The following is an 18,215-nucleotide window of genomic DNA, read 5'->3' as shown; positions in this document are numbered from 1 at the left end:
CAGAGGGTGGCTCCGCCGCCCGTTAGGCTGGGCGCATGAGCAGCCGGATCGCCGTCGTCCCGGGGTCGTTCGACCCGCCGACCCTCGGTCATCTCGACGTCATCCGCCGGGCGGCGTCGCTGTACGACCAACTTCACGTGCTGGTGGTGCACAACCCCGGTAAGGAGGCGATGCTGCCGATCGCCCAGCGGCAGGCGCTGCTGGAGCAGTCGATCGCCGAGAGCGACATCGACGGCGAGGTCATCGTCGCGTCGTGGAGCATGGGCCTGCTGGTCGATTACGCGACCGACGTCGGGGCGAGCGTTCTCGTGAAGGGCATCCGGTCGCAGGTGGACGTCGCCTATGAGACGCCGATGGCCATCGTGAACCGCCACCTCGCCCACGTCGAGACGGTCTTCCTGCTGCCCGACCCCGCCCACGCCCTCGTGTCGAGCTCGCTGGTGCGGCAGGTCGCAGGCCTCGGCGGCGACGTGACGCCCTACGTGCCGCCGGCCGTCGCCCGCTTCCTCGATACCGGCGCCCGCGGCATCTGACGACGCTCGCCGCCGCGTGACGGAGCCGGCTGCACGGGGCGCCGGTACGATGGTTGATCGTGGTCAGAAAGCATATGACAGGCCCCTTTGTCATCCCGGTCCGAGACCTCGCTCACCGCCCCGGCGAGATGCGCGAGCTCTCCATCGACGTCCCTGCACCAGAGAAGTGGGGCGAGGGCCTCGTGTCGGTCCCGCAGGGGGAGCAGGTGTCGGTCGATGTCCGCCTCGAGTCCGTCCACGAGGGGATTCTCGCCACCGGAGACATCGATTCGGAGTACTCGGGCGTCTGCGGGCGGTGCCTGACCGACATCGCCGAGCCCCTCCAAGTCGAGTTTCAGGAGCTTTTCGCGTATCCTGGGGACGAGGAAACTGACTTCGAGGTTCAAGACGACCACGTGGATCTTGAAACTCTGGTCAGGGAGGCGGTCGTCCTGTCGCTTCCATTCCAGCCGGTGTGTCAGCCGGACTGCCCCGGCCTCGATCCGGCCACGGGCAAGCGGATGACCGAAAGCGACTCAGAGCAGCGCGAGCCCCTCGATCCTCGTTGGGCCGCGCTCCAGGACTTCACCACAGACCACGACGACGATTCACCGCGCTCCCGCGGCTGACGCGGCGCCGAGAACACAGAAGAGAGCAAGCTCATGGCAGGCAACCCCCCGAAGCGGAAGGTCTCCCGTTCCAACACGCGCTCACGTCGCGCGCAGTGGAAGGCCGAGGCCCCCACGCTGGTCAAGACCATCGAGAACGGCAAGGTCGTCTACAGCCGTCCCCACCAGGCGAAGGTCGTCACCGACTCGCAGGGCACGGAGCTGTTCCTCGAGTACAAGGGCCGCAAGGTCGCCGACGTCTGATCGTCGTGCACGGTCTGACGTGACCGACGTCGCCGCCGAGCGCACCGCGCTCGCAGAACTCACGCAGAAGCTCGGAGTCGATATCGACCCCGAGCTTCTGTCGCTGGCGCTCACTCATCGCTCCTGGGCGTACGAGAACGGCCAGGCACCGCACAACGAGCGTCTGGAGTTCCTCGGCGACTCGGTGCTCGGGCTCGCGGTGACCGTCCGGCTGTTCACAGCGCACCCCGACATCGACGAGGGAGCCCTGGCAAAACGCCGGGCGGCCGTCGTGTCGACGATCGCGCTCGCGCAGATCGCGCGGGGGATCGGTCTCGGCCAGCACGTGCTGCTCGGGCGGGGTGAGGACCTCACCGGCGGGCGCGACAAGGATTCGATCCTCGCCGACACCATGGAGGCGGTCTTCGGTGCGACCTACCTCTCGGCGGGTCCGGATGCCGCGACGGCCCTGGTGCTGCGGCTCGTCGAGCCGCTCCTCGAGGATCCCGAGCGCTACGGCGCTGCTATGGACCCCAAGACGAGTCTTCAGGAGCTCGCCGCCCGCGACGGGCTGCAGCCCCCCGTGTACGCGGTCACGTCGACCGGTCCCGACCACGATCGCATCTTCACCGCGACGGTCGAGGTCGGCGAGCTCATGACCGAGGGCACCGGGACCAGCAAGAAGCACGCCGAGATGGCTGCTGCTCTGCGCGCGTGGCGCGAGCTCAGCGGGCGTGCCTGAGCTTCCCGAAGTCGAGGTCGTCCGCGCCGGCCTCGCGCCTGCAGTGACGGGAGCGACGGTCCTCGGCGTCACCGTTCTCGACGAGCGCGCTCTCACCCGGCACTCGGGCGACGGTGCGCATTTCGAGGCGGCGCTCACCGGCAGACGGATCCTGGGGGCCGCGAGACGAGGCAAGTTCCTGTGGCTGCCGCTCGACGACGCCGTCCCGGGCGAGACTCGCGCCGACGCGGTGGTGGGCCACCTCGGCATGAGCGGGCAGCTGCTGCTGCGCGCGCCCGGTGCGGCTGTGGAGCGACACGAACGAGTACGACTCGACGTTTCACATCCGGTCCATGGAGAGGTCGCCGTGGTGTTCGCCGACCAGCGCACCTTCGGCTCGCTTGCGCTCGATCGGCTCGTCCCCACATCGGACGACGCCGCCGGCGGTCTCGGCTGGGCCGAGGCATCCGTCCCCTCCCAGGTCTCGCACATCGCACGCGATCCCCTGGACCCGGCGTTCTCAGAGGCTGCGTTCCGCAGCGCGCTCGCGCGCAAGGACTCGGCGATCAAGCGGGTGCTGCTGGACCAGACGGTGCTGAGCGGCGTCGGCAACATCTACGCCGACGAGGCGCTGTGGGCAGCGCGGGTGCACCCCGAGACGCCGGCTCGCGCGCTGTCGACGCGAGCGGCCAACCGCCTGCTCGCCGAGGTGCGCCACGTCCTCGAGAAGGCGCTGGCCGAAGGCGGCACCAGCTTCGACGCGCAGTATGTGAATGTGAACGGGCAGGCGGGCTACTTCGCGCACTCCCTCACCGCGTACGGCCGCACCGGCGAGCCCTGCCCGCGGTGCGGCCGTCCGATCGTGCGCGTGTCGTTCACCAACCGATCGAGCCATTTCTGCCCGACCTGCCAGCGGCGGCGCTGACTCAGAGTTCGATGACCTTCTTCCACGCGCCGGCGTAGGACGCCGGCACGAAGCCGATCGCCTCGTTGATGTCGAGCATGTGCCGGTTCTCCTCCGCGTTGAACGTCGACACCCGCGGCGATTCGGGCACGATGTCGCGCCACCGCAGCAGGTTCGCGCACTTCACGACGGTGCCGAGGCGCCGGCCGCGATGCTCCTTCAGGACGAGCGTGCCGAACTGCTGCGTCGCGCCGCGGGGATCGTCCGCGATGACCAGCTCGTTGTAGGCCGCGATGGCCCCCGTCGGCTCGTGGAAGACGGCGGCGACGGACACCGTCAGACCCTGGGCCTGCTGGCGCGCATCCCGGCGCTGCACCCGCGCCGCATCCCAGTGCTGCTCGTCGATCACCATGCCGGCGGACGGCGCATCGGTCGACATGCGGGCCATGGCGTTCGCGAACCCGTCGGCGTACTCGGGAGGTGTCGGCGCGGTCCATGAGATCACCCGATACTCCTGTCCCGCGGTGCGGACGGCGTCCTCGAGCATGGCCCGAAGCGGCGCGACGTCCTTCGTCAGGTCGAACACGCTGTTGCGCTCGACCTGCTCCAGCGAGAAGCCGTTGCGCAACTGGAAGACCGTCTGGCGGTCGTCGGCCGGGATCGAGCCCCATCCGGTCGGCGGTTCGAGGCGCTCCCGGCCGGCGTCGGGCCGATGGAGCGTCCAGGTCTGGATCACGCCGATCCGGCGCTCTCGTGCCTCGCGCTCGACTTCCGCGAGCAGGAGCTCCTCGGCGCCGATGCCCCAGTGCGGTGGATCGACCATCAGGTCGAACTCGATCGCGCTCGTCCCCGGCTCGTTGGAGATCATGAGCTTGACGGCGCCCACCATCACGTCATCGCGGAGCACCGCGTACCCCACCTGCGTCCAGTCCGACTGGTCCTGCCAGAAGCCCAGCATCTCTTCCGGCTCTTCGCGGAGGTAGTCGTGGCCGGCGTCGTGCCGGCACACCTCGTTGGCGATCCTCACCATGTCCAGGAAGCGACGGGCCTCGGGCTGCTCGAGCGTCTCCGGAACGACGACGGGCTCGATCGTGAGCACCGGGCTCTCCGAGATGTCGGTCATGACAGCACCTTCTTCCACGCTCCGGTGTACGCGATGGGCGCGAAGCCGATCGCCTCGTTGATGTCGAGCATCGGACGGTTCTCCTCCGCGTTGTAAGTGAGGACACGGTGCGACTGCGGTGCGACCTCGCGCCACGACAGCAGCCCCGCGCACTTGACGAGCGTTCCGAGCTTGTGCCCGCGGTGCTCCTTCAGCACGAGGGTGTCCTCCTGGTGGCTCGCCTCGGTGCGATCCTTGGCGATGACCAGCTCGTTGAAGGCGCACAGGGCGCCGGATTCGATGTGCTGGGCGGCCGTCACCTGCAGAGTCCGCCCGCTCTCGGTGTACTTGGCATCGTGCTCGGCGATCCGTGCCGCATCCCACGTCTCCTCGTCGAACACCATGGCCGCCGCCGGGGCATCGGTCGACATGCGCGACTTCATCCATGCGTATCCGTCGGTGTACTCCGGCGGTGTGGGCGCGAACCATCGGACCACGCGGTAGTCGGCCGACGCGGCACGAGCCTCGGCGAGGAGACGCTCCACGCCGTCGAACGATCCGGTGAGGTCGAAGGCGCTCGCGCGTTCTACCTGCTCGAGCGTGTATCCGTGGCGCAGGAAGAACCGTGCGATGTGGTCCTCGGGGATGTCGCCGAAGCCGGTGGGCGGCGACAGCCTCGGCCCGTCGGCCGCCGGGTGCTCCGCCCAGGACTGCAGCACGGTGCGGCCGTGCTCGCGGGCGACGCGCTCGACGAGTTCGTGCGCCGCGGAGCCGATGCCGCGACCCCACGTCTCACGGAGCAGCTCGATGAGCCAGAACACCACCTTCGAGCCCTTCTCGTGCGGGATGTCGACGCCGATGCGACCGATGACCGCATCGCCGTCGACGACGATCCAGGCGAGGCGCTTCTCATAGTCGCTGGGCTGGTAGTGGGGGAGCAGTTCGTCCGGCGCCATGCTCTCGTCGCCGTGGCCGGAGATCTCGCGATAGATGACGTTGCGTACGCGCACCATCTCGACGAAGTCGGCGGCGTCCGGTGCGTCGATGGAGGCGGGGACGACGAGCGGTCGGAACTCGATGTCGGTGAGGGTGGTCATTTCGATGCGTCCTTGCAGTTCTGTGGAAGGGGAGAGGATCGGGGGGTCCGTCGTCCGGAGGACCGGACGACGGACCCGAGGGCCGTCATGCGCGCGGCGCGAGCGTCAGAGCCTCGCGCTCGTGACTGCGCCGGCGCAGAGCGGTGGCCTCCTGGTGCCGGAAGGCATGGGAATGCCGGCGGCGATCGTCGGCCAGGCGCGCGCTGCGGGTGCTCCACAGGAGGAGGCGCAGGGCGACGCGCAGGGCGAGGCGATCCAGAAGCGTGACGCGGGTGTCGCGGCTCGGAAGCCGCAGCGTATCGGGGACGCCCGAGAGGCGCTGCGGCGCAAGGAGTGTATTCATGGTGATGTTCTCGTTTCTGAGGGTGAAGAATGCACGGGGCGATCGCCCGATGCGGGATGTCGTGCCGCAGCACGACGGGAAGAAGCAGGGGGTGCGCGCTCAGCAGCCCGAGAGGCGGCCGACGCAGAGAGGCGCTGCCCGGAAACGGGCAGACTTCTCCCCTGCGGGGGTCAGATGGCGGCGGGGAACCGGCCGCTGAGTGTCGCTCCGAAGGAGAGGGTCCCCGGCGCGAACGCGGTGACGGATCGGCCTGCGGGGCAGGCGATGCCGGTCTTGTTCATGTGCATCATCGGGGACCTCCTTTCTCGACTTCAGACGCGAAGAGTGACAGTAGCGCGGTTACCGAGTCCACGTCAAGCGTTTTCGCAGATTCGGTGAACAACGGGCGTGTCGCGCTGCTGTCGGCGCCCGGCTCGCCTACCGTGCGAACGGCCTCTCCTCGGGTAGCGTATGCGGGTAGTCGACCGGGGTGGAGGGCGCTTCCATGCACCTGAAGAGCGTGACGCTCAAAGGGTTCAAGTCGTTCGCCCAGCCGACGACTTTCGCCCTCGAACCCGGCGTGACCTGCATCGTCGGCCCGAACGGATCCGGTAAGTCCAACGTCGTCGACGCGCTCGCCTGGGTCATGGGGGAGCAGGGCGCGAAGACGCTGCGTGGCGGCAAGATGGAGGACGTCATCTTCGCCGGGACCGCCACACGGGGCCCGCTCGGCCGAGCGGAGGTGCAGCTGACCATCGACAACACCGACGGCGCGCTGCCCATCGAGTACACCGAGGTGACGATCAGCCGCACGCTGTTCCGCAACGGCGCGAGCGAATACGCGATCAACGGCGAGACGTGCCGGCTCCTGGACGTGCAAGAGCTGCTCAGCGATTCCGGACTCGGCCGCGAGATGCACGTCATCGTCGGACAGGGCCGCCTCGACACCGTGCTGCAGGCCAGTCCGGAGGACCGGCGCGGATTCATCGAAGAGGCGGCGGGGATCCTCAAGCACCGTCGCCGCAAAGAGAAGACCCTGCGCAAGCTCGACGCGATGGAAGCCAACCTCACGCGGCTGAGCGACCTCGCCGGCGAGCTGCGCCGACAGCTGAAGCCCCTCGGGCGTCAGGCCGAGATCGCCCGCGAGGCCGCCACGATCGCGGCGGTCGTCCGAGATGCCAAGGCACGCCTGTTCGCCGACGAGCTCGTGGCGCTGCGCGACGAACTCGCCTCGCACGCCCGCAGCGAGCAGGAGCGGCATGCCGAGCGCCTGGTGCTGCAGGAGCGACTCGACAACGCGCGGGTGCGCATCGAGCAGCTCGAGTCCGATCAGCGTTCCGAGGCCGTGGACCAGGCCCGTCGGGTGGCACACGGACTCGAGCGCGTTCAGGAGCGCCTGCGCAGCCTCTACGCCCTCGCCGGGCAGCGGCTCGCCCTCCTCGGGGACGCCGAGGACGGCGAGCGCATCGAGCTGACGACGGTCTCGCAGGCGATGATCGACGAGGCTCGCGCCGAGATCCAATCCGTCGGGGACGGTCTGGGCGAGGCGCAGGATGCCGCCGCCGAGGCCAGCCGAGCGGTGATGCGCGCGCGCGCCGAGCTGGACGCACTCGATGTCGACATCGCCGCCCAGAGCGCGCTCGTCTCCGAGCACGACATGCGGATCACCGCGCTGCGCGGGACGGCGGAGGCCGCGGCATCCGCTCTCGCCGCCGTCCGCAGCGCTGTCGAGCGGCAGCAGAAAGCGCTGGATGCCGCCCTCACCCGTCGAAGGGAAGCCGAAGAGCTGCTCGCGGGCGTGGATCCCGAACTCGCGCCGCTGGGCACGTCGGCCGAGCACGCGGCCGCCTACGAACGTGCGCAGCGCGACGCGACGCAGGCCGAGGCCACGGTGGCGTCTCTTCGTGAGCGCCTCCACGCCGCCGAGCGGGAGCGAGAGGCCCTGACCGCGCAGACCGCGGCGCTGGGACGCGCGCTCGACATCGAGAACGGCGCATCCTCGCTCATCGCGCAGGGCGTCCCGGGAGTGCGGGGACTGGTGAGCGACGCCGTCCAGGTCGAGCCCGGCTATGAGGCGGCGATCGCCGCCGTGCTCGGACCGGTCGCGGAGGGCGTGCTCGTCGATCAGGCCTCAGACGCCTTCGCTGTGGCCGGCCTCGCGCAGCGCGCGAACGCAGGAATCGTCGACATCGTCATCGCCGAGGGCACGCCGCCGATGGGAGGCATCGTTGCATCCGCCGCCGGTCTGCGGGCCGCACGCGAGGTCGTCCGCGCACCCGACGGCGTGCTGGGTCTGCTCTCGCACGTCCTCATCGCCGACGACCTGGAGGCCGCCCGCGCCGCCGCCGCGACCCTGGCAGCCCCCGACGGCGGTCTCGCCACGATCGTCACACGCGCCGGGGAGGTGCGCACGGCGTACTCCCTGCGCGCCGGCGCCGGAGCGTCGAGGTCCCGGCTCGAGCTGGCGGCGGAGCGGGATGCCGCAGCCGAACGCCGCGATGAGATCACCGTGGTGGCGGACTCGCTGCGCGAGGCTCTCGCAGATGCGTCGCGCGACCTCGACGTGGCACGGCAGCACACCAAGGCGGCGTTGACCACCCTGCGAGAACATGACGCTGCGCTGGCCGCCCATGCGGAGCAGGTCAACCGCGCGACGGTGCGCCACGAGGCTGCGGTCGCCGAGTGCGAACGCCTCGAGACCGGGCTGGCCCAGGCGGCCGCAGCCGTCGAAGAGGCACAGGACGCGGCGCGGATCGCCGAGGACCAGCTCACCTCGGCACTCGAGGCGCCGCGGCCGATGCTCGACGCCTCGGCCCGCGACGGCATGCTCGAGGCGCTCGAGGAGGCGCGCGACAGCGAGATGCGCGCCCGCCTGGACGTCGAGACCTTGCGCGAGCGGATCCGCGCGGGAGAGGCCCGGATCGTCTCGCTCGAGCGCCAGCGCGAGCGAGAGCGCGAAGCGGCGGCCGAGGCCGCGCGACGGGCCGTCGTGCGCCGTGCGCAGCGCGAGGTCGCGGCGGGCGTCTCGGGTCAGCTTCCCGCGGTGATCGACTCGGTCGACCGCTCCCTCGCTCAGGCCCGCGCGGAACTCGCCGCGGCCGAGTCCGAGCGGACCGCGCTCACTGCCGAGCTCGCCGAGCTCCGCGCACAGGAGGCGAGTCTGCGTGAGCGACTGGGCGGACTCACCGAGAGCGTGCACAGCCTCGAACTGCAGATCCACGAGAAGCGCCTGCACGTCACCGGCCTGCTCGAACGGGTACAGTCCGAACTCGGCCTCGACGAGAATATTCTCGTTTCGGAATACGGTCCCGATCAGCCCGTTTCCGACGCCTCCGCAGCGGTGTCCGACGCCGTCGACGGCGACGTGGCCGAAGCCGCTGCCGCGGGATCGGTCGCCTTCGATCGCGCGCGCCAGCGACGGCGGCTGCAGGAGGCGGAGCGGAAGCTCGGTCAGCTGGGCCGGGTGAACCCGCTCGCCCTGGAGGAGTTCGCCGCCCTCGAGCAGCGTCACAAGTTCATGACCGAGCAGCTGGCCGACCTGACGCAGACGCGCAAGGATCTGCTCACGATCATCGAAGAACTCGACGAGCGCATGCAGACGATCTTCCTCGCGGCGTTCGAAGACACCAAGGTGGCGTTCGGCGAAGTCTTCCCCATCCTGTTCCCCGGCGGAACCGGGAGCATCTCGCTCACCGATCCCGAATCTCCGCTGACCACCGGCATCGAGGTCGCCGTGCGCCCCGTGGGCAAGAAGATCGAGCGGCTGTCGCTGCTGTCCGGTGGTGAGCGCTCGCTCGCTGCCGTGGCTCTCCTGACCGCCATCTTCAAGGCGCGGCCGAGCCCCTTCTACATCCTCGACGAAGTCGAGGCGGCGCTGGACGATGCGAATCTCGGCCGGCTCCTCGGCGTGTTCGAGCAGCTGCGCGCCTCCAGCCAGCTCATCGTCATCACCCACCAGAAGCGCACGATGGAGATCGCGGACGCGCTGTACGGCGTCTCGATGCGCCAGGACGGCGTCTCCGCGGTCGTCGGCCAGCGCATCGGCGACCGCGTCGCGAGCTGACCGACTCTAGGCTGGGTGCATGGCTGAGAGTTCCTGGTCGCTCGGGCGCGCGCTGCGCGGCATGTTCGTCAAGCCCACGATCGATGAGAACACGTGGGAGGACCTCGAGACGGCGCTGCTCACAGCCGACTTCGGCCCCGATATCACCGAGCGGATCGTCGATGAGCTGCGCGAGAAGGTCGAGAAGTACCGCACGACGGATCCTCGTGACCTGCAGCGCATGCTGAAGGAGACTCTGGAAGAGCACTTCGCGAAGTTCGACACGACCCTCCGCCTCACGGAGCGGCCGGCGGTCGTGCTGGTCGTCGGGGTCAACGGCGTGGGCAAGACCACGACGATCGGCAAGTTCGCGAAGTTCCTGCAGCGCTACGGCCGCTCCGTGGTCGTCGGGGCGGCCGACACGTTCCGCGCCGCGGCCGTCGACCAGCTGGCCACCTGGGCCGAGCGAGGCGGAGCTGCGATCGTTCGGCCTCAGCAGGAGGGCCAGGATCCGGCATCCGTCGCCTTCCAGACCATCGAGTACGCCCAGCGCACCGGCACCGAGATCGTGCTCGTCGACACGGCGGGGCGGCTGCACACCAAGGGCGGCCTCATGGACGAGCTCGGCAAGATCCGCCGCGTCATCGAGAAGCAGGCGCCGATCAGCGAGGTGCTGCTCGTGCTGGACGCCACGACCGGCCAGAACGGCGTCATGCAGGCGCAGGCCTTCCTCGAGCACGCCGGCGTCACCGGGCTCGTGCTCACGAAGCTCGACGGCTCGGCCAAAGGCGGATTCGTGCTCGCCGTGCAGGAGCGAACCGGCATTCCCGTCAAGCTTCTCGGGCAGGGCGAGGGCATCGGCGACCTCACCGGATTCACGCCGCACGTGTTCGCCGCGGCGCTCGTCGACTGATTCGGGATCCGTCCGACGCTCGGATGCGCGCCACACCTGTCTCCGGGTATCGCGTCCGGGCCCGCGGTGCGGTTTCATAGGGATATGGCGATCGAGCACGACTACTTCGGACTCCTCGAGTCAGGGCCCGACGGATCGATCTTCTGGTCCGAGAACGTGGAGCTGGGTGACCAGTCCGTGACGGTCGATCTCACCGCGCCCGACCAGGACGATGTCTCGGAGGCAGCGCTCGACGTGGCTGCCGGCCTCATCTCGTCCCTCGAGGACATCGACCGCAGCGCCCGCAACGCGATGGTGAACGAGCTCAACGACCGCACCAGCGAGGTGACCGAGTACATCCTCCAGCAGCAGGAAGGACTCGGCGAAGCGCTCGAAGACGCGCTCGTCGACATCTCGGGCGACGTGCAGATCGACGTCATCCGCTCGCTGCAGCTGATGAGCATGACGATCCTCGCCGACGAGCACGGCGGATCCGACCCGTTCGCCGTCCTCGAGTACGCCCTCGACCCCGACGCGACCGACGACGTGCTGCTGGTGAATCTCGGCTCGGACGGCGACGTGCTCTCGGTCACCAGCGCCGACTGAGCGCCCGGTCGTCACACCGCCTGCGCGAACCCCTGCTCCGCCCCTTCGGCGATGTGGGCGAGATGCGGCGGGATCGCGCGGCCCTTCGACACCATCGACTGCGCCCACAGACGCCCCGCGCGGTAGGACGAGCGCACCAGCGGTCCGGCGAGCACTCCGAGGAAGCCGATGCGCTCGGCCTCCTCCTTGAACTCGACGAACTCCTGCGGCTTCACCCAGCGAGCGACCGGAAGGTGGCGAGGGGTGGGGCGAAGGTACTGCGTGATGGTGATGATGTCGGTGCCGGCGTCGTGCAGGTCGCGCAGAGCCTGTACGACCTCTTCCGGCTCCTCGCCCATCCCCAGGATCAGATTGGACTTGGTGATCAGTCCGGCGTTGCGGGCCTGCGTCAGGACGTCGAGGGAGCGCTCATAGCGGAACCCCGGCCGGATGCGCTTGAAGATGCGCGGCACCGTCTCGACATTGTGGGCGAACACCTCGGGCCGCGCGTCGAACACCTCGGCCAGCAGCGCCGGCTCCCCGTTGAAATCCGTCGCGAGCAGCTCGACGCCGGTGTTCGGGTTCTGCGCGTGGATCTGGCGGATCGTCTCGGCATTGAGCCACGCGCCGCCGTCGGGCAGGTCATCGCGTGCGACGCAGGTGACGGTCGCGTAGCGCAGCTGCATGCGGCTCACGCTCTCGGCGACGCGGCGCGGCTCGTCCGTGTCGTAGTCGGCAGGCTTGCCGGTGTCGATCTGGCAGAAGTCGCACCGCCGGGTGCACTGGGATCCGCCGATGAGGAAGGTCGCCTCGCGGTCCTCCCAGCACTCGTAGATGTTGGGACAGCCGGCCTCCTGGCAGACCGTGTGCAGCTCCTCGGTCTTCACGAGCGAATGCAGCGCCTGGTACTCAGGGCCCATCTTCGCCTTGGTCTTGATCCACTCCGGCTTGCGCTCGATCGGCGTCTGCGCGTTGCGCACCTCCAGGCGCAGGAGCTTGCGTCCTTCCGGCCCGCCCGCCGGTGCCGCCGCCGCACCCGTTCCGCACGCGCTCACGCCGGCACCGCCGCGTACTCCGCGGAGAACACGCGGCCGACGGTGTCGACGATGTCGCGCGGAGCGACGTCCGCTCCGACGACCTCGCTCACCGTGGTGACCCCGGCATCCGTGATCCCGCACGGGATGATGCCGCGGAACCCGGCGAGCGTGTTGTCGCAGTTGATCGCGAATCCGTGCATCGTCACACCGCGCTCGACACGCACCCCGATCGCGGCGACTTTGTCTTCGGAGAGCGGCCGGCGCACCCATACCCCGCTGCGACCGTCGACCTGGTAGCCGTCGACGCCGTGCTCAGCCAGCGCCGTGATGAGCAGTCGCTCCAGCCGGCGCACGTGTGCGACGACGTCGACGGGCGCGGGCAGCCGCACGATCGGGTAGCCCACCAGCTGCCCGGGACCGTGCCACGTGATCTTGCCCCCGCGGTCGACGTCGACGACGGGCGTTCCGTCGGTCGGCCGCTCGTGGGCCTCTGTGCGCTTTCCCGCCGTGTACACCGCCTCGTGCTCGAGAAGCAGGAGGGTGTCGGGGCGTTCGTCGCGAACGACGTCCGCATGGACCCTGCGTTGCAGGTCCCACCCCTGGAGGTAGGGGACGAGGTCGGGCGAGAGGCCGACCGTCTGGATCTCGAGCATCATGCTCCTTCGCTCGTGGCGATAAGTGAACCGCGTCCAACAATACGCCCACAGCGAGACGGATGCCGCGAACCGCCGCGGCCGGTAGCGTGGCCGCGTGAGCAGCAGCGGACGCGTGGGACGCCCCAAGGCATCGTCGAGGGAGACACTGGCCGAGGCCGCATGCGAGCTCTTCCTCGAGAAGGGGTTCGAGGCGACGTCGATCGCCGACATCACCACGCGTGCCGGCGTCAGCCGCTCGAGCTTCTTCAACTACTTCTCGTCGAAGTCCGACATCCTCTGGGCCGGCCTCGACGACCGCATCGCCACCTTCGAGCGGCGGCTCGCCGATCAGGACTCCGGATCCTCCGTGCGGGAGGAGGTGCTGGCGATCGCCGACGGGTTCGCTCCCGACAGCCTTGCGCTGGGCATCGTCAACGCGGCGGCGATGGGCCTCGAGGACGAGCTGGGGCGCGAAGCGTCCGTGCGTCGCTCCCGGATACTCCGCGCCGTTGCCGAGCATCTCGTCCGCGGCGGTGCCGACCGTCTCCACGCGGAGGTCGCCGGTGCCGCGTGGGGAGGAGCCGTTCTCGCCGCGGTGGAGGCCTGGGCGCATGACGGCGCCGGGGTGACCTTGCTCGAGCGGTTCCTGAAGCGCGCCGCCGAGGCGGCGTCCGGAGTGCCGGTGGGCACCGCAGACGGCGCCGTGCGGCAGCTGCGCGTCGTCGTGCGCGCGCCCGACTTCGACGAGGCGGTCGCGTTCTACCGGGATGCAGTCGGGATGCCGCAGAGCGAGGCGTATGAGGCCGAAGGCGGCGCGCGCGTGATGATCCTCGATGCCGGACGCGCCACGCTCGAGCTCTCCAATCCTGCGCAGGTCGCGTTCATCGACCATGTCGAGACCGACGGGGACGCGCCCAGCGAGCGCATCCGCATCGGCCTGGAGGTCGACGACACGGCAGCGGCTCAGAGGCGCCTCGGCAGCGCGGGCGCCGTGGTCGAGGCATCCGCACGCGAGACGCCGTGGCGATCGATCAACGCCCGCCTGCGCGGCCCTGCCGACCTGCAGCTGACCCTCTTCCAGGAGCTTGGGCCGGCGTAGCCGTCCGCAGTATCGGCCGCCGGTAGAATCGGGGGATCATGGCGACTTTCGGCACTCTTTCCGACCGGCTCACCGAGACCTTCCGCAACCTCCGCACCAAGGGCAAGCTCACGCCCGCGGACGTCGACGGGACGGTCCGCGAGATCCGGCGCGCTCTGCTCGATGCCGACGTGGCGCTTCCCGTCGTCAAGGAGTTCACCGCGAAGGTGCGCGAGCGCGCGCTGGGCGACGAGGTCAATCGCGCACTCAACCCGGCGCAGCAGGTCGTGCAGATCGTCAACGAGGAGCTCGTGGCGATCCTCGGCGGCGAGCAGCGGCGACTGCAGTTCGCGAAGAACCCGCCCACCGTGATCATGCTCGCCGGCCTCCAGGGCTCGGGCAAGACGACCTTCGCGGGCAAGCTCGCCAGGCAGCTCGAGAAGGACGGCCACACCCCGCTCCTCATCGCGGCCGACCTGCAGCGTCCGAACGCGGTCAACCAGCTTCAGGTGGTGGCCGAGCGCGCGGGCGCGGCGATCTACGCCCCGGAGCCGGGCAACGGTGTCGGCGACCCGGTGCGAGTTGCGCGCGACGGTGTCGAGGTCGCGCGCCGACAGCAGCACGACGTGGTCATCATCGACACGGCCGGACGACTCGGCGTCGACGCCGAGCTCATGAAGCAGGCCGCGAACATCCGCAAGGCGACCGACCCCGACGAGGTCCTCTTCGTCATCGACGCGATGATCGGTCAGGACGCCGTCAACACGGCGAAGGCCTTCCAGGAAGGCGTGGACTTCACCGGCGTCGTGCTGTCCAAGCTGGACGGCGACGCGCGCGGCGGCGCGGCGCTCTCCGTCGCGTCGGTCACCGGACGCCCCATCATCTTCGCGTCCACGGGCGAGGGCCTCGACGACCTCGAGGCGTTCCACCCCGACCGCATGGCGTCGCGCATTCTCGACCTCGGCGACATCCTGACCCTCATCGAGCAGGCTCAGCAGGCGTTCGACGAGGAAGAGGCGATGAAGGTCGCCGAGAAGCTGGCGAGCGAGACCTTCACGCTCGAGGACTTCCTCGAGCAGATGCAGCAGATGAAGAAGATGGGCTCCATGAAGAAGATGCTCGGGATGCTCCCGGGCATGGGGTCCATGAAGGAGCAGCTCGAGAACTTCGACGAGCGGGAGATCGACCGCACCGAGGCCATCATCCGCTCGATGACGCCCGGTGAGCGCCGCAATCCGAAGGTGCTCAACGGCTCGCGCCGTCTGCGCATCGCGCGGGGCTCGGGCATGACGGTGACCGACGTGAACCAGCTCGTCCAGCGGTTCGACCAGGCGGCGAAGATGATGAAGACCGTCGCTCGCGGCGGGGTGCCGAACATCCCCGGCATGGGTCCGATCCCCGGCGGCGGGCGGCCCGGCGCGTCGTCGAAGCGTGGCAAGCAGCAGAAGGCGAAGGGCTCACGGTCGGGCAACCCCGCCAAGCGCGCCGCCGAGAACGCCGGCATCGCGGCGGAGGCTCCGGCGCCCACCGGTTCGGGCTTCGGCCTGGGTGGGGGCGGCGCGAAGGGCGCCCCGACCGAGGCCGACCTGGCAGAGCTGCAGAAGCTCCTCGGCCGCGGCTGACTCGACTCCCCGCGTGCGGCTACGGCCTCACGCGCTGGCGGCCAGGTGCTCGCGCAGGGTGGGTCCGGAGCGGAATTCGCCGACGAGGTGCCGCACGACCGCGCGCAGGTCGCCGCCCGAGGCCTCGGCCACCGCGAGCTGGCGCGAGTAGCTCGCACCCTGGGTGAGCGTGGTCTCGATCGCCTCCAGCTCGCGGGCGCACTTGAGCTCGACCGCGATGTCTGCCACCTCGGCGAGGGTCTCACGCAGGTGATCGACGACCGGCACTTGGGTACCGAGATGATCGACGACGACGCGGGCGTCGAGTCCGTACCGCGCGGCGCGCCACTTGTTCTCGCGAATGAACCAGGGCTGGATCGTCTCGAGCGGCAGCCCTTCGTCGAGGCGGCGCGAGAAGTGCTCGACCAGCACCTGGATCAGGGCGGACACTGCCGCGAGCTCGGGCAGCGTCGACATCCCGTCGCAGGCCCGCACCTCGATGGTGCCCCAGCGCGGAGCCGGACGGATGTCCCACCGCACCTCGGTCGCATCCTCCATGACGCCGGTGCGCACCATGTCGTCCATGTACGACTCGAACTGCGCCCAGTTCTCGAGCGGCCACGGAAGCCCGGCGGTCGGAAGCTGCTGGAAGACCAGCGCCCGGTTCGAGGCGTAGCCCGTCCGTTCACCCGCCCAGAACGGACTGGACGCCGACAGCGCCTGGAGGTGCGGCAGGTAGACCGACAGGGCGTTGATGATGGGGAAGACCTTGTTGACGTCCTCCACACCGACGTGAACGTGGATGCCCCAGATCATCATGTTGCGTCCCCACCACTGGGTGCGCTCGATGAGCTTGTGGTAGCGCGTCTTGTCGGTGACGCTCTGCTGGAACCACTGGGCGAACGGGTGGCTGCCGGCGCAGAGAAGCTCTATGCCGTGCGGGTCGGTGTAGGAGCGCACGGCGATGATCGCATCGGCGATGTCGTCGACTGCCGCGGCGACGGTGTCGCCGACGCCGCTGGTGACCTCCACCGTGTTGGTCAGCAGCTCGCCCGTGACCGTGAACCGCTCGAGGGCGGTGGACTCCTCCACGGCGTCGAGGACCTCGGGAGCGCGGGGGAGCAGGTCGCCGGTCTCAGCGTCGGCGAGCATGATCTCCCACTCGAGCCCGACCGAGGAACGGGATGATGTCGCGAAGGGCACCGTCATTCGCACAGTCTGGCATGCGACGGTGTCAGCCCCGGTCGGTTCGCAGCACGGTTCGTCATCTGGCAGAATAGAGGGTCGGACCGACCGCTCGACCCTCTATCCAGCGCGTCGTTCCTCCTCAGAGCTTCCGCCGGGTGTGCACCCCACGCTCCAGGCGACAAGGTTCGTTCCTTCCACACATTCAGGAGAATCGTGGCTGTCAAGATCCGTCTCAAGCGCCTCGGCAAGATCCGTGCGCCCTACTACCGCATCGTCGTGGCCGACTCGCGCACCAAGCGCGATGGTCGTGTCATCGAGGAGATCGGCAAGTACCACCCCACCGAGGAGCCCTCGTTCATCGAGGTCGACTCCGAGCGTGCGCAGTACTGGCTCGGCGTCGGCGCCCAGCCGACCGAGCAGGTGCGTGCCATCCTCAAGCTGACCGGCGACTGGGGAACCTTCAAGGGCGACAAGAACGCCGTCTCGACGGTGAAGACCGCCGAGGCCAAGCCGGCGTTCGAGATCGACGGTGCCAAGAAGTCGGTCGTCAAGCCCAAGGCCGAGAAGAAGGCGGAGCCCGTCGAGGCTCCCGCCGACGAGGCGACCGACGCGGCCGCCGAGTCCACCGAGGCGTAGTCCGTTGCTCGCCGCCGCGCTCGAGCACGTCATCAAGGGGATCGTCGATCACCCGGATGACGTCCGCATCGACTCCTCGACATCCCCTCGCGGCGATGTCCTCGAGGTTCACGTCCACCCCGATGACCGGGGTCGCGTGATCGGGCGCGGCGGCCGTACGGCCAGGGCCCTGCGCACCCTGATCAGCGCCCTCGGGGACGGGCGCCGCGTCCGCGTCGACGTCGCGGACGACTGAGGTGTCGCAAGAAGACCGCGAGGCGCAGCAGGACGCTGCATCGAAGCCCGCGAAAGTTCCCGCACCCGTCGGCAAGACGCAGCTCCGCGTCGGCCGACTGGTCAAGGCGCACGGACTCAAGGGCGCCTTGAAGCTCGAGCTCTACACCGACGACCCCGAGGGGCGCTTCGTCCCGGGCGCCACGTTCACCCTGCAGGTGCCCGAGTCGTCTCCATGGCACGGCAAGCCGCTGACCGTTCGCGAGTTCCGGTGGATGAACACCCATCCCGTCGCCTTCTTCGAAGGCGTGGACGATCGCGCCGGTGCCGAAGAGCTCGTCCGCGCCATCCTGTGGGTCGACCAGGATCCCGAGGCGGCCCCCACCGAAGACGACGCCTGGTTCGACCACCAGCTCGTCGGCCTCGACGTCGTGCGCGACGGTGCTGTCGTGGGCCGCGTCGTCCGCGTCGATCACCTCCCCGCGCAGGACCTGCTCATCGTGCGGCCGGCCGCCGGCTCGAGCGACGATGAGATCCTGGTGCCGTTCGTCAAGGCGATTGTCCCCGAGGTGGATGTCCCCGGTGGCCGTGTCGTCGTGACGCCGCCGGCCGGTCTGTTCGAGGATCTTCCCGCCGAGGCGGGCGACGAGCCCGCACCGCGCGCGGAATCCGACACAGAGGGCGCCGGCGCGCCGGACGAGGACTGACCGCCGCTCACTTCGCGCGGTCGCCCCGCGTGCAGCAGATGTGACCTGCGGGAAACACGGCGGGAAAGGTCCCGGAACCTCCGTGCCGGATC

Annotated in this window: 19 protein-coding genes; 13 read left to right on the top strand and 6 right to left on the bottom strand. The window is 69.5% G+C overall.

Features of this window, described 5'->3' with window-relative positions:
• The first annotated feature begins 35 nt into the window (after positions 1–35).
• The 5 genes from coaD (at position 36) to mutM (ending at position 3,009) form a co-directional block, all read left to right on the top strand.
• Entirely contained in the window at positions 36–533 is a 498-nt protein-coding gene (gene coaD, locus WYM_RS02115) for a pantetheine-phosphate adenylyltransferase (RefSeq protein WP_019179171.1), read from the top strand.
• 74 nt (positions 534–607) lie between these two features.
• On the top strand, positions 608–1,141 hold the full coding sequence (locus WYM_RS02110) for a YceD family protein (RefSeq protein ID WP_019179170.1): 534 nt from the start codon (positions 608–610) through the stop codon (positions 1,139–1,141).
• Between the two features lie 33 nt (positions 1,142–1,174).
• Positions 1,175–1,384, top strand: a complete 210-nt coding sequence (rpmF, locus tag WYM_RS02105; RefSeq protein WP_019179169.1) for a 50S ribosomal protein L32 — start codon at positions 1,175–1,177, stop codon at positions 1,382–1,384.
• 19 nt (positions 1,385–1,403) lie between these two features.
• A complete protein-coding gene (rnc, locus tag WYM_RS02100; RefSeq protein WP_019179168.1) occupies positions 1,404–2,105 on the top strand; it encodes a ribonuclease III in 702 nt (233 codons plus the stop codon).
• Positions 2,098–3,009 carry a bifunctional DNA-formamidopyrimidine glycosylase/DNA-(apurinic or apyrimidinic site) lyase gene (gene mutM / locus WYM_RS02095; protein ID WP_019179167.1) on the top strand — a complete coding sequence of 304 codons (912 nt, stop codon included), beginning with the start codon at positions 2,098–2,100 and terminating at the stop codon, positions 3,007–3,009. The genes rnc and mutM overlap by 8 nt, the downstream gene beginning before the upstream one ends.
• Position 3,010: 1 nt before the next feature.
• Here the strand turns inward: mutM and WYM_RS02090 are convergent, their stop codons facing one another.
• From WYM_RS02090 to WYM_RS02080, 3 genes are all read right to left on the bottom strand, one after another.
• Positions 3,011–4,111 carry a GNAT family N-acetyltransferase gene (locus tag WYM_RS02090; protein ID WP_019179166.1) on the bottom strand — a complete coding sequence of 367 codons (1,101 nt, stop codon included), beginning with the start codon at positions 4,109–4,111 and terminating at the stop codon, positions 3,011–3,013.
• Positions 4,108–5,187, bottom strand: coding sequence for a GNAT family N-acetyltransferase (locus WYM_RS02085; protein WP_019179165.1), 1,080 nt, complete (start codon positions 5,185–5,187; stop codon positions 4,108–4,110). The genes WYM_RS02090 and WYM_RS02085 overlap by 4 nt, the downstream gene beginning before the upstream one ends.
• Positions 5,188–5,272: 85 nt before the next feature.
• Positions 5,273–5,530 (bottom strand): hypothetical protein, encoded by a 258-nt coding sequence (locus WYM_RS02080; protein ID WP_019179164.1) that lies wholly within the window; start codon positions 5,528–5,530, stop codon positions 5,273–5,275.
• A gap of 484 nt (positions 5,531–6,014) precedes the next feature.
• Here WYM_RS02080 and smc point away from each other — a divergent pair, with 484 nt between their 5' ends.
• The 3 genes from smc to WYM_RS02060 all read left to right on the top strand — a co-directional run bounded on the left by smc (position 6,015) and on the right by WYM_RS02060 (position 11,049).
• Positions 6,015–9,572 (top strand): chromosome segregation protein SMC, encoded by a 3,558-nt coding sequence (smc, locus tag WYM_RS02070; RefSeq protein ID WP_019179162.1) that lies wholly within the window; start codon positions 6,015–6,017, stop codon positions 9,570–9,572.
• Between the two features lie 19 nt (positions 9,573–9,591).
• Positions 9,592–10,464 carry a signal recognition particle-docking protein FtsY gene (gene ftsY, locus WYM_RS02065; RefSeq protein ID WP_019179161.1) on the top strand — a complete coding sequence of 291 codons (873 nt, stop codon included), beginning with the start codon at positions 9,592–9,594 and terminating at the stop codon, positions 10,462–10,464.
• 84 nt (positions 10,465–10,548) lie between these two features.
• The gene (locus WYM_RS02060) at positions 10,549–11,049 is read left to right on the top strand and encodes a DUF2004 domain-containing protein (protein ID WP_019179160.1); all 501 of its coding nucleotides are present in this window, start codon (positions 10,549–10,551) and stop codon (positions 11,047–11,049) included.
• A gap of 11 nt (positions 11,050–11,060) precedes the next feature.
• On the opposite strand, the gene lipA is transcribed toward WYM_RS02060, so the two are convergent.
• Both lipA and lipB read right to left on the bottom strand, forming a co-directional pair.
• Complete coding sequence (gene lipA / locus WYM_RS02055; RefSeq protein WP_019179159.1) at positions 11,061–12,083, bottom strand: lipoyl synthase; 1,023 nt, start codon at positions 12,081–12,083, stop codon at positions 11,061–11,063.
• Positions 12,080–12,718 carry a lipoyl(octanoyl) transferase LipB gene (gene lipB, locus WYM_RS02050; protein ID WP_026059475.1) on the bottom strand — a complete coding sequence of 213 codons (639 nt, stop codon included), beginning with the start codon at positions 12,716–12,718 and terminating at the stop codon, positions 12,080–12,082. The genes lipA and lipB overlap by 4 nt, the downstream gene beginning before the upstream one ends.
• A 97-nt stretch (positions 12,719–12,815) precedes the next feature.
• Between lipB and WYM_RS02045 the strand changes: the two genes are divergently transcribed.
• Positions 12,816–13,799 (top strand): TetR family transcriptional regulator, encoded by a 984-nt coding sequence (locus WYM_RS02045; RefSeq protein ID WP_019179157.1) that lies wholly within the window; start codon positions 12,816–12,818, stop codon positions 13,797–13,799.
• 38 nt (positions 13,800–13,837) lie between these two features.
• A complete protein-coding gene (gene ffh, locus WYM_RS02040) occupies positions 13,838–15,400 on the top strand; it encodes a signal recognition particle protein (protein WP_019179156.1) in 1,563 nt (520 codons plus the stop codon).
• A 27-nt stretch (positions 15,401–15,427) separates the two neighbouring features.
• On the opposite strand, the gene WYM_RS02035 is transcribed toward ffh, so the two are convergent.
• Complete coding sequence (locus WYM_RS02035; protein WP_019179155.1) at positions 15,428–16,588, bottom strand: glutamate--cysteine ligase; 1,161 nt, start codon at positions 16,586–16,588, stop codon at positions 15,428–15,430.
• A 192-nt stretch (positions 16,589–16,780) separates the two neighbouring features.
• Here WYM_RS02035 and rpsP point away from each other — a divergent pair, with 192 nt between their 5' ends.
• The 3 genes from rpsP to rimM are packed head-to-tail and all read left to right on the top strand — an operon-like array spanning position 16,781 to position 18,123.
• Entirely contained in the window at positions 16,781–17,203 is a 423-nt protein-coding gene (rpsP, locus tag WYM_RS02030; RefSeq protein WP_019179154.1) for a 30S ribosomal protein S16, read from the top strand.
• Positions 17,204–17,207: 4 nt separating this feature from the next.
• Positions 17,208–17,438 (top strand): RNA-binding protein, encoded by a 231-nt coding sequence (locus WYM_RS02025; protein WP_019179153.1) that lies wholly within the window; start codon positions 17,208–17,210, stop codon positions 17,436–17,438.
• 1 nt (position 17,439) lies between these two features.
• Positions 17,440–18,123, top strand: a complete 684-nt coding sequence (gene rimM / locus WYM_RS02020; protein WP_019179152.1) for a ribosome maturation factor RimM — start codon at positions 17,440–17,442, stop codon at positions 18,121–18,123.
• Positions 18,124–18,215 lie beyond the last annotated feature (92 nt).

The sequence above is a fragment of the Microbacterium yannicii PS01 genome (assembly GCF_000304335.1).
In the GTDB taxonomy this organism is placed as follows: domain Bacteria; phylum Actinomycetota; class Actinomycetes; order Actinomycetales; family Microbacteriaceae; genus Microbacterium; species Microbacterium yannicii_A.
This window is presented reverse-complemented; position numbering and strand designations above follow the sequence as displayed.